13 protein-coding genes are annotated in these 14459 nt (G+C 72.3%); 8 read left to right on the top strand and 5 right to left on the bottom strand.

Annotated elements, in window-relative coordinates; genetic code table 11:
* Nucleotides 1-27: 27 nt before the first annotated feature.
* Together GQF42_RS21370 and GQF42_RS21365 are read right to left on the bottom strand one after the other, a co-directional pair.
* A complete protein-coding gene (locus tag GQF42_RS21370) occupies nt 28-2403 on the bottom strand; it encodes an ATP-binding cassette domain-containing protein (protein ID WP_158922269.1) in 2376 nt (791 codons plus the stop codon).
* 97 nt (nt 2404-2500) lie between these two features.
* Complete coding sequence (locus tag GQF42_RS21365; RefSeq protein ID WP_375990371.1) at nt 2501-3103, bottom strand: LysE family translocator; 603 nt, start codon at nt 3101-3103, stop codon at nt 2501-2503.
* A gap of 154 nt (nt 3104-3257) precedes the next feature.
* Here GQF42_RS21365 and GQF42_RS21360 point away from each other — a divergent pair, with 154 nt between their 5' ends.
* The 6 genes from GQF42_RS21360 to GQF42_RS21335 all read left to right on the top strand — a co-directional run bounded on the left by GQF42_RS21360 (nt 3258) and on the right by GQF42_RS21335 (nt 7865).
* Nucleotides 3258-4598: an aminotransferase-like domain-containing protein gene (locus GQF42_RS21360; protein WP_158922265.1), complete on the top strand. Its 1341-nt coding sequence runs from the start codon at nt 3258-3260 to the stop codon at nt 4596-4598.
* Nucleotides 4599-4685: 87 nt separating this feature from the next.
* On the top strand, nt 4686-5237 hold the full coding sequence (locus GQF42_RS21355) for a carboxymuconolactone decarboxylase family protein (protein WP_158922264.1): 552 nt from the start codon (nt 4686-4688) through the stop codon (nt 5235-5237).
* Between the two features lie 43 nt (nt 5238-5280).
* The gene (locus tag GQF42_RS21350) at nt 5281-6150 is read left to right on the top strand and encodes an RNA polymerase sigma-70 factor (RefSeq protein ID WP_158922262.1); all 870 of its coding nucleotides are present in this window, start codon (nt 5281-5283) and stop codon (nt 6148-6150) included.
* 76 nt (nt 6151-6226) lie between these two features.
* Nucleotides 6227-6742 (top strand): helix-turn-helix domain-containing protein, encoded by a 516-nt coding sequence (locus GQF42_RS21345; RefSeq protein ID WP_158922260.1) that lies wholly within the window; start codon nt 6227-6229, stop codon nt 6740-6742.
* A 78-nt stretch (nt 6743-6820) separates the two neighbouring features.
* On the top strand, nt 6821-7417 hold the full coding sequence (locus GQF42_RS21340; protein ID WP_158922258.1) for a hypothetical protein: 597 nt from the start codon (nt 6821-6823) through the stop codon (nt 7415-7417).
* A 109-nt stretch (nt 7418-7526) separates the two neighbouring features.
* A complete protein-coding gene (locus GQF42_RS21335) occupies nt 7527-7865 on the top strand; it encodes a DUF2516 family protein (protein WP_375994821.1) in 339 nt (112 codons plus the stop codon).
* Between the two features lie 101 nt (nt 7866-7966).
* Here GQF42_RS21335 and GQF42_RS21330 read toward each other — a convergent pair whose 3' ends face one another.
* The 3 genes from GQF42_RS21330 to GQF42_RS21320 form a co-directional block, all read right to left on the bottom strand.
* Entirely contained in the window at nt 7967-9268 is a 1302-nt protein-coding gene (locus GQF42_RS21330; protein ID WP_158922256.1) for a PP2C family protein-serine/threonine phosphatase, read from the bottom strand.
* 694 nt (nt 9269-9962) lie between these two features.
* Nucleotides 9963-11042, bottom strand: coding sequence for a C40 family peptidase (locus GQF42_RS21325; protein ID WP_158930402.1), 1080 nt, complete (start codon nt 11040-11042; stop codon nt 9963-9965).
* Nucleotides 11043-11239: 197 nt separating this feature from the next.
* Complete coding sequence (locus tag GQF42_RS21320; RefSeq protein WP_375994824.1) at nt 11240-12088, bottom strand: class I SAM-dependent methyltransferase; 849 nt, start codon at nt 12086-12088, stop codon at nt 11240-11242.
* A 459-nt stretch (nt 12089-12547) separates the two neighbouring features.
* Here GQF42_RS21320 and mshA point away from each other — a divergent pair, with 459 nt between their 5' ends.
* Nucleotides 12548-13885 (top strand): D-inositol-3-phosphate glycosyltransferase, encoded by a 1338-nt coding sequence (gene mshA, locus GQF42_RS21315; protein ID WP_158922252.1) that lies wholly within the window; start codon nt 12548-12550, stop codon nt 13883-13885.
* Nucleotides 13878-14378: a type III secretion system chaperone family protein gene (locus GQF42_RS21310; protein WP_158922250.1), complete on the top strand. Its 501-nt coding sequence runs from the start codon at nt 13878-13880 to the stop codon at nt 14376-14378. Before mshA ends, GQF42_RS21310 begins: the two co-directional genes overlap by 8 nt.
* Nucleotides 14379-14459 lie beyond the last annotated feature (81 nt).

Here is a 14459-nt window from a genome sequence, read left to right as displayed (position 1 = left end):
GGGTGGCGAAAGGAGCCCGACGGCGCTTCAGCGCGCGTCCGCACCGACGTACGTCGCCAGGTGCTCTCCCGTGAGCGTCGGCCGCGTGGCGACCAACTCCGCCGGGGTCCCCTCGAAGACGACCCGCCCGCCGTCGTGCCCGGCCCCCGGGCCGAGGTCGATGATCCAGTCCGCGTGGGCCATGACGGCCTGGTGGTGCTCGACCACGATGACCGACTTGCCGGAGTCGACCAGCCGGTCGAGCAGGCCGAGCAGATGCTCGACGTCGGCCAGGTGGAGGCCCGTCGTCGGCTCGTCGAGGACGTAGACGCCGCCCTTGTCGGCCATGTGCGTGGCCAGCTTCAGGCGCTGGCGTTCGCCGCCGGAGAGGGTGGTCAGCGGCTGGCCCAGGGTGAGATAGCCGAGACCGACGTCGGCCATCCGCCCAAGGATCCGGTGGGCGGCCGGGATGTGCGCCTCGCCGGAGGCGAAGAACTCCTCGGCCTCGGTCACCGACATCGCCAGCACCTGCGCGATGTCCCGCCCGCCGAGGGTGTAGGTGAGCACGGACGCCTCGAACCGCTTGCCCTCGCACTCCTCGCAGGGGGTGGCGACGCCGGCCATCATCGCCAGGTCGGTGTAGATGACACCGGCGCCGTTGCAGGTGGGGCAGGCACCCTCGGAGTTGGCGCTGAACAGGGCCGGCTTCACGCCGTTGGCCTTGGCGAAGGCCTTGCGGATCGGCTCCAGCAGGCCGGTGTAGGTCGCCGGGTTGCTGCGCCGGGAGCCGCGGATCGGGCTCTGGTCGACCGATACGACATCCGCGCCCCTGGGGACCGAGCCGTGCACGAGCGAGCTTTTGCCCGAGCCCGCGACACCCGTGACCACGCACAGCACCCCGAGCGGGATGTCCACGTCCACGTCCTGGAGGTTGTGCGTCGTCGCGCCGCGGATCTCCAGCGCGCCGGTCGGCTTGCGGAAGGTGTCCTTCACGGTGGCCCGGTCGTCCAGGTGGCGGCCGGTGAGGGTGCCGGCGGCCCGCAGACCGTCGACGGTGCCCTCGAAGCAGAGCGTGCCGCCCGCCGTACCGGCGCCGGGGCCGAGGTCCACGACGTGGTCGGCGATCGCGATGACCTCGGGCTTGTGCTCCACGACGAGGACCGTGTTGCCCTTGTCGCGCAGGCGCAGCAGCAGTTCGTTCATGCGCTGGATGTCGTGCGGGTGCAGACCGGTGGTGGGCTCGTCGAAGACGTACGTGACGTCCGTGAGCGAGGAGCCGAGGTGGCGGATCATCTTCACGCGCTGTGCCTCGCCGCCCGACAGCGTGCCCGCCGGCCGGTCCAGCGAGAGATAGCCGAGGCCGATCTCCACGAACGAGTCCAGCGTGTGCCGCAGCGAGGCGAGCAGCGGTGCCACCGACGGCGCGTCCACGGAGCGCACCCACTCGGCGAGGTCGCTGATCTGCATCGCGCACGCGTCGGCGATGCTGGTGCCCGCGATCTTCGAGGAGCGGGCCGCCTCGGTGAGCCGGGTGCCCGCGCACTCGGGACAGACGGTGAAGGTGACCGCGCGGTCCACGAAGGCCCGGATGTGCGGCTGCATGCCCTCCTTGTCCTTGGCGAGCATCGACTTCTGGATGCGCGGGATCAGACCCTCGTAGGTCATGTTGATGCCCGCGATCTTCATCCGGGTCGGCTCGCGGTACAGGAAGTCCTGCAGCTCCCGCTTGGTGTACCTGCGGATCGGCTTGTCGGGGTCGACCAGGCCGGACTCGGTGTAGAGGCGGTAGTTCCAGCCGCCGGACTTGTAGCCGGGGACGGTCAGCGCGCCCTCGTTGAGGGACAGGGAGTCGTCGTAGAGCTGGGTGAGGTCGAGGTCGGAGACCGTCCCCCGGCCCTCGCAGCGCGGGCACATGCCGCCGGTGATGCTGAACGCGCGCCGCTCCTTCACCTGCTGCCCGCCGCGCTCGATGGTGACCGCGCCGGCGCCGCTGATCGAGGCCACGTTGAAGGAGAACGCCTTGGGCGAGCCGATGTGCGGCCTGCCGAGGCGGCTGAAGAGGATGCGCAGCATGGCGTTGGCGTCGGTGGCGGTGCCTACGGTGGACCGGGGGTCGGCGCCCATCCGCTGCTGGTCGACGGTGATCACGGTCGTCAGCCCGTCGAGGACGTCGACCTCGGGGCGCGCCAGGTTCGGCATGAAGCCCTGGACGAAGGCGGGGTACGTCTCGTTGATCAGCCGCTGCGACTCGGCGGCGATCGTGTCGAACACCAGCGAGCTCTTGCCCGAGCCGGAGACGCCGGTGAAGACCGTCAGCCGGCGCTTGGGCAGCTCGACGTCGATGTCCTTGAGGTTGTTCTCACGGGCACCGTGCACCCGGATCAGGTCATGGCTGTCGGCTGCGTGCGCTGCAGTGAGGTCCATGCCGGTCACGCTAACGCGCCCCTTGTCACCGGCGCTTCTCGAATCCTGACCACGTCCGCTCTTCCAGACGCCCGTCACGGCGCTTCCGGCGCAGCGCTCAGGCCGGGCCCGAGGTGTCCACGGCCAGCGAGACGGCGAGGGTGCCGAGGACCGTGCCCATCAGGTACCGCTGCACCTTGAGCCAGGAGGGCCGGCGAGCGAGGAAGACAGCGATCGTGCCGGCGGCGAGCACGATGGTGAGGTTCACCGCGATGCTCACCACGACCTGGACGGAGCCGAGCGCCAGGCCCTGGAGCAGGACGTGGCCCTTGTCCAGGTCGATGAACTGGGGAATCAGGGACACGTACATGATGGCGATCTTGGGGTTGAGCAGATTCGTCATCAGGCCCATGGTGAACAGCCTGCGCGGCGAGTCGTGCGGCACGTCCTGCGGGGCGAAGACCGAGATACCGCCCGGCTTGAGGGCGTTCCAGGCGAGGTGGGCGAGGTAGGCGGCGCCGGCCAGCTTCACGGCGACGTACAGCTCGGGTACGGCGAGGAGGACGACCGACAGGCCGAGGTTCGCGGCGAGCAGGTACGCCAGGAAGCCCAGGGCCACCCCGCCGAGGGAGATCATCCCGGCGCGCCTGCCCTGGGTGATGCTGCGTGAGACGAGATAGATCATGTTCGGCCCGGGCGTGAGCACCATGCCGAGTGCCATCACGCTCACGCCCAGGACACTGCTCGGATCGATCACGAAAACCCCCTGGACCGCCGCTGACTTCCGGTGCAATGCGGTGAGCGTAGGGCAGGGCAATAGCTCAGTGCAATCAGGAGATTGCACTCGGTGCAATCGTGTGGTGGGATGGCGTGCCGTGAAGGACTATCAGAGCGTCGCCGACACGGTGGCCGAGGAGATCCGCTCCGGCGTCCTGCGGCCCGGCGACCGGCTGCCCCCGCAGCGCGCGTTCGCCCGGCAGCACGGCATCGCCGACTCCACCGCCACGCGCGTGTACCGGGAACTGGCCCGCCGCGGCCTGACCGTGGGCGAGGTGGGACGCGGCACGTTCGTGCGCACGGCGGCCGTGGGCTCCGCCTCGGCGCTCACGGAACCGGCGGCCGTCGGCCGGATCGACCTGGAGCTGAACTACCCCGCGGCGCCCGGGCAGAGCGCGCTGCTCGCCGAGGGGCTGGGTGAACTGCTGCGCCCCGAAGCCCTCGGCCCTGCGCTGCGGCCGGTCGGTACGGCCGGGCTGCCCGCCGTCCAGGAGTCCGCCGCCGGGATCCTCGCCCGCGGCGGCTGGCGCCCCGATCCCGCCCGGATCCTGTTCGCGGGAAACGGCCGGCAGGCCCTCTTTGCGGCCGTCACCGCGCTGGTGCCGCCGGGCGGGCGCCTCGGCGTCGAGGAGCTGACGTACCCGGTGATCAAGGCGGTGGCCGCGCGGCTCGGCATCACGCTCGTCCCGCTGGCGATGGACGGGGACGGCCTGGTGCCCCAGGCGGTGGTCGAGGCGCACGCCGCCGCGCCGCTGCACGCCGTCTACGTCCAGCCGAGGCTGCACAACCCGCTCTCGCTGTCGATGCCCGAGCAGCGGGTCGCCGAGCTGGCCGAGGTCCTGACGCGGCTCGCGCTGCCGGCCGTGGAGGACGCGATCTGGGCGTTCCTGCGCGACGAACTGCCGCCGCTCGCCGCCTGCGCCCCCGAGCGGACCGTCCTGATCGACAGCCTCTCCAAGCGGATCGCCCCCGGCCTGACCCTCGGCTTCGCGGTCGCCCCGCCCGCCCTGACCGGCGAGATCGCCGCCGCCCTGCGCTCGGGCGGCTGGGCCCCGATGCGCTTCGCCCTGGAGGCCGCGCACCGCTGGCAGCAGGACGGTACGGTGCGCAAGCTGGTGGCCGCCAAGCGGCGGGAGGCGGCGCTGCGGCAGGAGATCGCGGCCCGGCACCTGACCGGGTTCGCGGTGCGCGGCGACGCCCTCTCCTACCACTGCTGGTGGCAACTGCCCCGCCCCTGGCGTGCGGACACGTTCGTCGCCGCCGCGGCCCGGCACGGCATCGGGGTCGTCCCCGCGGCCGCGTTCACCGTGGGCGCCGGCCACGCCCCGGCCGCCGTCCGCGTGGGCCTTGCCACACCGCCGCCGGACGTCCTCGCCCAGGCCCTCGCCACCCTCGCCGACCTCGCCCGCTCGGCCCCGGAGGATCTGGTCGCCGACTGACCGCGGCGCGGTGGGTGTCACGTTCTCGGTCCGGCCGGTGTCTTCATGCCGGACAACCGCACACGAGGTCCGAGGAGGACACCCGGCATGACCCCACGCATAGCGAAGGCAGAGCTGCCCGTCGAGCTGCTCGAGACGATGATCGAGCAGCTCGGCGCCGTGCCCGAACCCGTCGAGGTGACCTGGCACAACCCCGAAGTGGCCCAGTCCAACCTGGACTTCTCGGCCAGGCTGGCCCGGTGGAGCGCGGCCGACGCGAGCCTGAAGTCGTTCGCGCACATGGCCGTGGCGGCGAAGGTCGGCTGCAGCTGGTGCCTCGACGTCGGCTACTTCCAGGCGCAGAACGAGAACCTGGACCTGGCCAGGGCGAGCCAGGTGCCGCGCTGGCGGGAGTCGGAGGTGTTCTCACCGCTCGAGCGGGACGTGCTGGAGTACGCCGAGGCCATGACGGACACGCCGACCACCGTGACGGACGAGCTGTACGGGGGTCTGCTCGACCGGATCGGCCCGGCGGCGATGGTCGAACTCACCGCGTACATCGCCTTCGTCAACCTGGCGACCAGGAACAACACGGCCCACGGCATCCGCTCGCAGGGCTACTCCGACGCCTGCGAGATCCCGCTGGCGCCGACGGTGTGAGGGGCGAGGACTCGCACCGAGGCTCACCGAGGAAGGAGTGTTCATGAACGGGGAGGACCCCTTCACCGCCCACCGCGGCCTGTTGTTCACCGTCGCCTACGAGATGCTCGGGTCGGCGGCCGACGCCGAGGACGTGCTCCAGGAGTCCTGGCTGCGATGGGCCGGGGCCGACCGGGCCGAGGTCCGTGACCCGCGGTCGTACCTCGTCCGTATCGTCACCCGGCAGTCGCTCAACCGGCTGCGCACCCTGGCGCGCAGCCGCGAGGAGTATGTCGGCGAATGGCTGCCGGAACCGCTGCTGACCAGCCCCGATGTCGCCGAGGACGTCGAACTCGCGGAGAGCGTCTCGATGGCGGTGCTCACCGTGCTGGAGACGCTGGCGCCGACGGAGCGCGCGGTGTTCGTGCTGCGCGAGGTCTTCGACCTGCCGTACGGCGAGATCGCCGAGGCCGTCGGGAAACCGGCGGCCACGGTCCGGCAGATCGCGCGCCGGGCCCGCGAGCACGTGGCGGCCCGGCGGCCCCGGATGCGGGTGAGCCGCTCGGAACAGCAGGCCGTGGTGGAGCGGTTCCTGCGGGCGCTGCGCACCGGGCGGCTGCAGGAGCTGCTGGACGTCATGGCGCCGGACGTGGTCATGATCACCGACGGCGGCGGGGTGGTGGCCGCCGGGCTCGCGCCGTTCCACGGGGCCGACGAGGTGGCCCGGATCCTGGCACGCGCGCACCGGGTGGGGGCCGACTTCGAGCCGAGGCCCGTGTGGCTCAACGGCGCCCCCGCCGTACGGATCGACCTGGACGGCGCACCGGGCACGATCGGCGTCACGGTCGCTGACGGCCGGATCACCGGCCTGTACGTCGTACGCAACCCGCACAAGCTGACCCGCCTGGACGAGCCGTCCGAGCTGGTCCGGTGAGCGACCGGCCGCCGCCGACACACTTTTGCAAGCGAGTTGCTTGCAATTGTTAGCAGGGGTGGGGCAAGGTGGAGGCATGGCATCGCTGAACGTCGGCAACCTCGGTGAGTACCTGCGCGAGCAGCGGCGGAACGCCCAGCTGTCGCTGCGGCAACTCGCCGACGCCGCCGGGGTGTCCAATCCGTACCTGAGCCAGATCGAGCGCGGGCTGCGCAAGCCCAGCGCGGAGGTGCTCCAGCAGGTCGCCAAGGCGCTGCGCATCTCCGCCGAGACGCTGTACGTCCGCGCCGGCATCCTCGACGCCGAGCGGGACGGGGAGGAACGTCTCCGGGAGGGGGCGACGCGCGCCGTCATCCTCGCCGATCCCTCGCTCAACGAGCGGCAGAAGCAGGTGCTGCTCCAGATCTACGAGTCCTTCCGCAAGGAGAACGGATTCGGGGTCGGCGAGCCCGCCGCGAACGGGGACGGCACGGGACGTACGGACCACGACACCGTCGGCACGGCTGCGGCAGCAGCGGAAGCAGAAGCAGAAACAGACGCAGACGCGGACACCGACGACATCGATGCCGGTCCGCGGCGGACGGCCGGATAACCGGACCAGGGCGCCGGCCGCTCCACCGCGGACCACACCAACCTCAGCCGAACGCGAATCCGGGAGGACCAGATCACCATGGCCATCACCGACGACCTGCGCAAGACCCTCAGCGACCCGACTCCGCTCTACTTCGCCGCCGGCACCGCCGACCTCGCCTACCAGCAGGCCAAGAAGGTGCCCGCCCTGGTGGAGCAGCTGCGCGCCGAGGCCCCGGCCCGCATCGAGGCCGTGCGCAACACCGACCCCAAGGCCGTGCAGGAGAAGGCCGCCGCCCGCGCCAAGGAGGCGCAGGAGACCCTCCAGACCAAGGTCAACGAGTTCCTCGGCACCCTCGACGTGGACCTGAAGAAGATCGGCGAGCAGGCCCAGGACCTCGCCCTGCGCGGCGTCGGCGTCGCCGCCGAGTACGCCGTCAAGGCCCGTGAGACCTACGAGAAGGTCGCCGAGCACGGCGAGCAGGCCGTGAAGACCTGGCGCGGCGAGGCCGCCGAAGACCTCGAGGAACTGGCCATCACCGTCGAGGGCAGGACCGAGCCGGTCGAGGTCAGGGACGAGCCGAAGCCCGCCGAGGCCGCCGCCGAGCCCGCCGCCGAGAAGAAGCCGGTTGCGAAGAAGGCCCCGGCCCCGCGCAAGAGCACCACCGCGAAGAAGACCACCCCGCCCGCGAAGTGAGCGCGAGCGACGAGTCGATATCGGGCCGGGCACCTTCGGGGTGTCCGGCCCGTTGTATGGGTACCGTGGCTGTACGGACGACACGAATCGGGTGGTGGGTACTGTGCTGATGACGGCAGTCGGCGGAGTGATGTGGCTGATCTTCACCGCCATGCTGGCGTTCGCCATCGTGGCGTTCGTGATGGCGGCGATCTTCCGCGAGGACGCCTACCGCGCCGCGGACAAGCAGAACAAGGGCTTCTGGCTGATCATCCTGGGCATCGCGGTGGCGGTGAACCTGTTTGTGCCGATGCTGTTCCTGCAGCTCGCGGGCCTGGTGGCCACGATCGTCTTCTTCGTGGACGTCCGCCCGGCCCTCCAGCAGGTCTCGGGTGGCAAGGGCTTCCGCAAGAGGCGGGGCGGAAGCAGCAGCGACGGTCCGTACGGGCCGTACAACGGAGGCCGCTGACCTCGCGTCCCCGGCCCGCCCGGGGCGGCGGGAGCCGTGCGTGCCACCACGACGGACCAGCAGCCGGCGACGGAGCGGTACCTCCTACGGCGAGGTACCGCTCATGACGTCCGGTCCAGCAGTACAACCGCCACGTCGTCGGTCAACTCGCCCCCGTTGAGTTCACGGACCTCGGTGACCGCGGCCCGCAGCAACTGCTCCCCGCGCAGCCCCTCGGCCAGCTGGCGGCGGATCATCGACACCATCCCGTCCTGCCCGAGCCGCTCGCGCCCCTCGCCGACGCGGCCCTCGATCAGACCGTCGGTGTAGAGCATCAGGCTCCACTCACTGCCCAGCTCCACCTGCATCCGCGGCCAGCGGGCGCCGGGCAGCAGGCCGAGCGCGGGGCCGTTGTTGTCGTACGGCAGCAGCTGCGCGGTCCGGCCGGGGCGGGCGAGCAGCGGGGCGGGGTGGCCGGCCAGGCACAGGCCCGCGTGCCGGCCGTCCGGTGCGATGTCGACCGTGCACAGCGTCGCGAAGATCTCCTCGTCGGCGCGCTCGTGCTCCAGCACCTCCTGGAGCGTGCTCAGCAGCTCGTCCCCGCACAGTCCGGCCAGCGTCAGCGCCCGCCAGGCGATGCGCAGCTCGACGCCGAGCGCGGCCTCGTCCGGGCCGTGGCCGCAGACGTCACCGATCATGGCGTGCACGGTGCCGTCTGGCGTGCGGACGGCGTCGTAGAAGTCGCCGCCGAGCAGCGCCCGGGAGCGGCCGGGGCGGTAGCGGGCGGCGAAACGCAGCGTGGAGCCGTCCAGCAGGGGCGTGGGCAGCAGGCCGCGCTCCAGGCGGCGGTTCTCCTGCGCGCGCAGCCGGCCCTCGGCCAGCCGCCGCTCCGCGGTGTCGGAACGTTTCCGCTCCACCGCGTACCGGATGGCGCGGCTGAGCAGCCGGCCGTCGAGTTCGTCCCGGAAGAGGTAGTCCTGCGCGCCCACGCGCACGGCCTCGGCGCCGCGCTCGGCGTCCGCGGAGGCGGTCAGCGCGAGCACGGCATGCCGGGGCGCGAGCCGGAGCACATGCCTGAGCACGGCCAGCTCGTCGTCGGCGTCGCTGCCGCCCGGCGCCGGGAGCGCGAGGTCGAGCAGGATGCAGTGGACGTCGTCGGTGAGCAGCCGCTCGGCCTCGGTGAGGTTGCGGGCGGTGCGCACACGGATCGGCTTGCCGGCCGAGTCCAGCAGCTCGGGCACGATCGGCGAGGCCGTCGGATCGTCCTCGATCAGCAACAGGGTGAGAGTGGCGCCGGTGCCGCTCGTGGGCGTGGCGTCGCGGTGGGCCTCTTCCTTGAGGGGGCCGCCGACTGCGGAGGCGGCCTGCGCCTGACCACTCTCCACGGCCGGGATCGCTCTCTGCCGCGGTATGGGTACGGGCATCGTGTGGGTTCCTTCCCTCCCCCCGAGGGCACGGCGGCGTCGAGGGCCTCGAGGCCACCGACGGGTGACCATAGCGGCATTGCCCGCCCCGATGGAATGGTGTGAGCCGCGTCGCTCATGCGCAGGCCGCTGTCATATGCCGCGTTCCGTACCGCAGTTGGACAGGGCGACAGTCCGTCCGGAATGACGAAGCTCACGTCCTGCCGGGTTTGGGCGGTGGTTGGCGTGCGGTGGGTCACATGGCGTGGGTCACGAGGACTCCCTGAGCGGCACGCGAAGCCGTGTTCCCTCCAAGGACGACCGCGCTTGACGCCCCGCACGGCCCTGCCCGCCCCGGCTTGCGCTGTACGGGGGCGGGGGGGGCTCTGCGTGGGGTGGTGGTGTGGCTTGCGTGCGGCGGTGGTGTGGCTCCGCGTGGGGCGGTGGTGTGGCTTGCGTGCCGCGGCGGTAAGGCTCACGCACCCAGGTGGTGAGGCTTGGGCGTTGCGACTGTGCGGCCCGCGTGCCCCTGCCGTGAGGCCGGCGGACCTCGGCTGTGCGGCCCGCGTGCCCCTGCCGTACGGCCAACGCACCCCGGCTGCGAGGCTCGCGTCCCTCATCCGTGCGGCCCGCGCCCCCAGGCCGTGCGGCCCGCGTCTCTCGGCCGTGCGGCCGGCGCCCCTCATCCGTGCGGCCCGCGCCCCCGTCGTGAGGCCTACGCGTCCGGTCGTACGATGCCCAGGATCGGCATCGAACCGGCGCCCGCGATCGTCACGTTCCGGCCTGGGCGGGGGGCCTGGATGATCGCGCCGTCGCCGATGTAGATGGCGACATGGCTGGCGTCGGTGAAGTAGATGATGAGGTCGCCGGGGCGCATGTCCTTGACGTCGATGTGCTTGAGCTGCTGCCACTGCTCCTGCGAGGTGCGCGGGATGGGGTGGCCGGCCGCCTCCCAGGCCTGGGAGGTCAGGCCCGAGCAGTCGAAGGAGCCGGGGCCCTCGGCACCCCATACATAGGGCTTGCCGAGCTGGGCGGTGGCGAACGCGACGGCCTTCTTGCCCTGCGCGGAGGCCTTGGAGTTGATCTCCTTGAGGACACCCGTGTCCAGCCAGGCGGTCTGCGCCTTCAGCGCGGCCTGGTCCTCGAGCTGCCGAAGCCGCTCCTGGTCCTTCTTCGCCAGCTCCGACTCGAGCTTCTTGGCGGCGGCGATCTGCTGCTCGATCTTCTTCTTGGCGGCGGCCTTGGCCTTGCGCTCGGTGTCCAGTTTCTTCCACTGCTCGGCGGCGTCGGCGGCGTACGCCTGCAAGTCCTTCTGGATGCCTGCCAGTTCGCCGATCAGCGTGCCGGCCGCCCGCTGGCTCTGGAGCACCAGTCCGGCCCCGTCCAGGACCTGACCCGGGTCGTTGCTGAGCAGGAACTGGGCGGTGGGCGGGACGCCTCCGGTGCGGTACTGCTCGCGGGCTGCCGCGCCCGCCCGGTCCTTGAGCCCGTCGAGCCTCTGCTGCCCCTCGTCGATCCTCTTGGCCAGCGCGACGATCTCGGCGGACTGCTTCCTGGTCTTCTCCTCGGCCGCGTTGTAGGCGTCGGTGGCCACGGCCGCGTCGTGGTAGAGCCGGTCGAGCTTCTCGCGGACCTTCTCGAGGTCCTTGCTGGGCGCGGGTGCGGGGGACGGCGTCGGGGAGATGCTCGGCGTGGGTGCCGGGACGGCGAAGGCCGCTCCGGGTGCCGCCAGCGCGGTCACCGCGCAGACCACGGTCACGGCGGCCGTCAGGATGCCGCGCTTGCCCCAGCCCATCACACGAGCCCCCAACTGATTTACCGTCAGTAACTTACGGTGCCTGGGGGATCGTGCCATGTCACGGCGTAAAACGACAGAGGCACGGAAAGCGACACAGGAAGGAATCCCCCGTTGGCCGCGTCCGTATGTCGATCTCCCGCCGGTGTGACGAACGGCGCACGGAGATCGTTCCCTCGCCGCCCCGGGTGCGGATGTCAGCCGCGCGGCGCCAACGCCCCCCATGCCACCGTCACTTCACCCTGCCGCCAGCGCGCGGGGGAGTCCGACACCGGCCAGTCGGCCCTCAGGTCCCGTACCGCGCGCAGCCAGCGCTGCCGGGCGCCGTAGGAGGCGTAGGGCGCGGCGGCGGCCCACGCGCGGTCGAAGTCGCGCAGGAAGGCGTGCACCGGCTCGCCGGGGACATTGCGGTGGATGAGTGCCTTCGGCAGCCGTTCGGCGAGGTCCGACGGGCGCTCCAGCGAGCCCAGCCGAGTGGCGAAGGTCACGGTCCGCGGCCCCTCCGGACCGAGCGCCACCCATACGTGCCGTCGGCCGATCTCGTCGCACGTGCCCTCGACCAGCAGTCCGCCGCGGGAGCGGGCGCCCGCCGGGGCGAGCCGCGCGCACAGCCGCTCCCACACGGCGGCGACCTGGTCCTCGTCGTACTGGCGCAGCACGTTGGCGGCCCGGACGAGCAGCGGGCGCCCGGCGACGGGGATCTCGAACCCGCCGTGCCGGAAGGCGAGCCCGTCCCGCTCGTACGGCCTGGCCGCCGCGACCCGCTCCGGTTCGATCTCGATGCCGACCACGCGCGCGTGAGGCGCGACGGTTCGCAGCCGGCCGAGCAGTTCCACGGCGGTCCACGGCGCGGCGCCGTAGCCGAGGTCGATGGCCAGCGGGTCCTCGGCGCGGCGCAGTTCGGCGCCGTGCGTGGCGGCGATCCAGCGGTCCATGCGCCGCAGCCGGTTGGGGTTGGTCGTCCCGCGCGTCACCGTTCCCACGACGGGTGTCCGCCCGCTCGGGCGATGCCGAGAGTGGGGGAGGGGCGCTGCGCGGGCTGTCATGCCTACGAGGGTAAGCGGGGCCCCGCAGGCGCCGGGCCGGCCGAGCGGGGCCGGGCGGCCCGGGCGGCGGGGTCGGTGCGAGCGATGTGCCGCCCGGCGGCGCAGGGCGGGGACGATGCCGCCGCCCGCGACGACCGGCGCGGCAGCCGCGTCGGCGACCACCGGGGTGGTGCCCAAGGCGCCGGTCTCGGCGAGGCGGGCGCCGCCGCCCGTGGGCGAGGGGGCGCCGCTCGTGGCCGGCGTGGGGCCGCGCCGCCGCCGCGTCTGGCTGGGCCCGGGGCGGCGGACGGCGTCGCGGAGGCCGGCACGGACGCGCACCCGAACGGTTGAGCGAGTTGTGGTCATGATTGAGTAAAGGAGGCCGATCGGGAAATGGCGGCGCCCCCGCCCGCTGTTGCACCCCTGGGAGGGCGTCGTCAGTCCTCCGCCCGGCATGCCCGCAGCGAGGAGGAACGCCACATGAGCCAGTACGTCAGCAGGCTCGGGCGACGTTCCCCGTCGGCCGCCTCCCGGCTCCGGCTGCACCGCCGGCCCCGCCGGGTCGCCATGCTCTCCGTGCACACCTCACCGCTCCACCAGCCCGGCACCGGCGACGCCGGCGGCATGAACGTCTACATCGTGGAGCTGGCCCAGCGCCTCGCCGCGCACGGCATCGAGGTCGAGATCTTCACCCGCGCCACCTCCGGCGGCCTCGCGCCCACCGTCCAGCTGGCGCCCGGCGTCCTCGTCCGGCACGTGGACGCGGGTCCCTACGAGGGCCTGGCCAAGGAAGACCTGCCCGCCCAGCTGTGCGCCTTCACCCACGGTGTGATGCAGGCCTGGGCCGGCCACCGCCCCGGCCACTACGACCTCGTCCACTCCCACTACTGGCTCTCCGGCCACGTCGGCTGGCTCGCCGCCCAGCGCTGGGGCGTGCCCCTGGTGCACGCCATGCACACCATGGCCAAGGTCAAGAACGCCAACCTGGCCGACGGCGACACCCCCGAGCCCGCCGCCCGCGTCATCGGCGAGACCCAGATCGTCTCCGCCGCCGACCGGCTCGTCGCCAACACCACGGAGGAGGCCGACGAGCTGGTACGGCACTACGCGGCCGACCCCGCCAAGGTGGCCGTGGTCCATCCCGGTGTGAATCTCGACCGCTTCCGCCCCGCCGACGGCCGCGCCGCCGCCCGCCTGCGCCTGGGCCTGCCGCAGGACGCCCTGATCCCGCTCTTCGCCGGCCGCATACAGCCGCTCAAGGCCCCGGACGTGCTGCTGCGCGCCGTGGCCGTCCTGCTGGAGGAGTGCCCGCAGCTGCGCTCGCGCATCGTCGTCCCGGTGGTCGGCGGCCCCAGCGGCAGCGGGCTCGCCAAGCCGGAGGGGCTGCAGAAGCTCGCTGCGCGGCTCGGCGTCGCGGACGTCGTACGGTTCAGGCCGCCGGTCGGCCAGGAGCAGCTCGCGGACTGGTTCCGGGCCGCGTCCATGCTGGTCATGCCGTCCTACAGCGAGTCCTTCGGACTGGTCGCCATAGAGGCGCAGGCGGCCGGTACGCCGGTGCTCGCGGCCTCGGTCGGCGGGCTGCCGGTGGCCGTGCGCGAGGGCGAGACCGGCTTCCTCGTGCACGGTCACGATCCCGCCGACTACGCGCGCGTGCTGCGCCGTTTCGCCGACCAGCCCTCCCTCGCCGACACCATGGGCCGGGCCGCGGCCCGGCACGCGCAGTCCTTCGGCTGGGACAGGGCCGCCACCGCCACCGCCGAGGCCTACACGGCCGCGATCCAGGCCCACCGCCGTCGCGTACGCTCCCACCATGGGTGATGCGCAGAAGGCGGGACAGATCCTCGAGGGCGCCCTCAAGGACGCCGAGCTGGAGTGGGAGAGCCCCGAGCCGGGTACCTACGTGGCCAAGCTCCCCGGCACCCGCAAGCTGTCCACGACGGTCTCCTTCGTCGTGGGCCGCCACTCCCTCTCCCTGAACGCCTTCGTCGTCCGGCACCCCGACGAGAACGAGGCGGGCGTCCACCGCTGGCTCCTGGAGCGCAACCTCAAGCTGTACGGCGTGAGTTACGCCGTGGACCGGCTCGGCGACATCTACGTCACCGCCCGCCTGTCCCTAGCCTGCGTCACCCCCGACGAGATCGACCGCCTCCTCGGCCAGGTCCTGGAAGCGGCCGACGGCGCCTTCAACACCCTCCTGGAGCTGGGCTTCGCCTCCTCCATCCGCAAGGAGTACGCCTGGCGCGTGTCGCGCGGCGAGTCCACGCGGAATCTGGACGCGTTCAAGCACCTGATCGACCGTCCGGCGGACTGACTTCTTTTCTTCCGTACGACCTCTTTCCCGGCACGGCCCGGAAGTGGCATGCTCGCGGCCATCGCATCCCTGAACGCGGTT

This window comes from Streptomyces broussonetiae, assembly GCF_009796285.1.
GTDB lineage: Bacteria > Actinomycetota > Actinomycetes > Streptomycetales > Streptomycetaceae > Streptomyces > Streptomyces broussonetiae.
This window is presented reverse-complemented; position numbering and strand designations above follow the sequence as displayed.

Coding starts and splice junctions, on each gene's coding strand:
- GQF42_RS21330 (WP_158922256.1), bottom strand. CDS start 9,268: ATGCCCGTACCCATACCGCGGCAGAGAGCGATCCCGGCCGTGGAGAGT.
- GQF42_RS21370 (WP_158922269.1), bottom strand. CDS start 2,403: ATGGACCTCACTGCAGCGCACGCAGCCGACAGCCATGACCTGATCCGG.
- GQF42_RS21310 (WP_158922250.1), top strand. CDS start 13,878: ATGGGTGATGCGCAGAAGGCGGGACAGATCCTCGAGGGCGCCCTCAAG.
- GQF42_RS21365 (WP_375990371.1), bottom strand. CDS start 3,103: ATGGCACTCGGCATGGTGCTCACGCCCGGGCCGAACATGATCTATCTC.
- GQF42_RS21345 (WP_158922260.1), top strand. CDS start 6,227: ATGGCATCGCTGAACGTCGGCAACCTCGGTGAGTACCTGCGCGAGCAG.
- GQF42_RS21325 (WP_158930402.1), bottom strand. CDS start 11,042: ATGGGCTGGGGCAAGCGCGGCATCCTGACGGCCGCCGTGACCGTGGTC.
- mshA (WP_158922252.1), top strand. CDS start 12,548: ATGAGCCAGTACGTCAGCAGGCTCGGGCGACGTTCCCCGTCGGCCGCC.
- GQF42_RS21355 (WP_158922264.1), top strand. CDS start 4,686: ATGACCCCACGCATAGCGAAGGCAGAGCTGCCCGTCGAGCTGCTCGAG.
- GQF42_RS21320 (WP_375994824.1), bottom strand. CDS start 12,088: ATGACAGCCCGCGCAGCGCCCCTCCCCCACTCTCGGCATCGCCCGAGC.
- GQF42_RS21335 (WP_375994821.1), top strand. CDS start 7,527: ATGACGGCAGTCGGCGGAGTGATGTGGCTGATCTTCACCGCCATGCTG.
- GQF42_RS21350 (WP_158922262.1), top strand. CDS start 5,281: ATGAACGGGGAGGACCCCTTCACCGCCCACCGCGGCCTGTTGTTCACC.
- GQF42_RS21340 (WP_158922258.1), top strand. CDS start 6,821: ATGGCCATCACCGACGACCTGCGCAAGACCCTCAGCGACCCGACTCCG.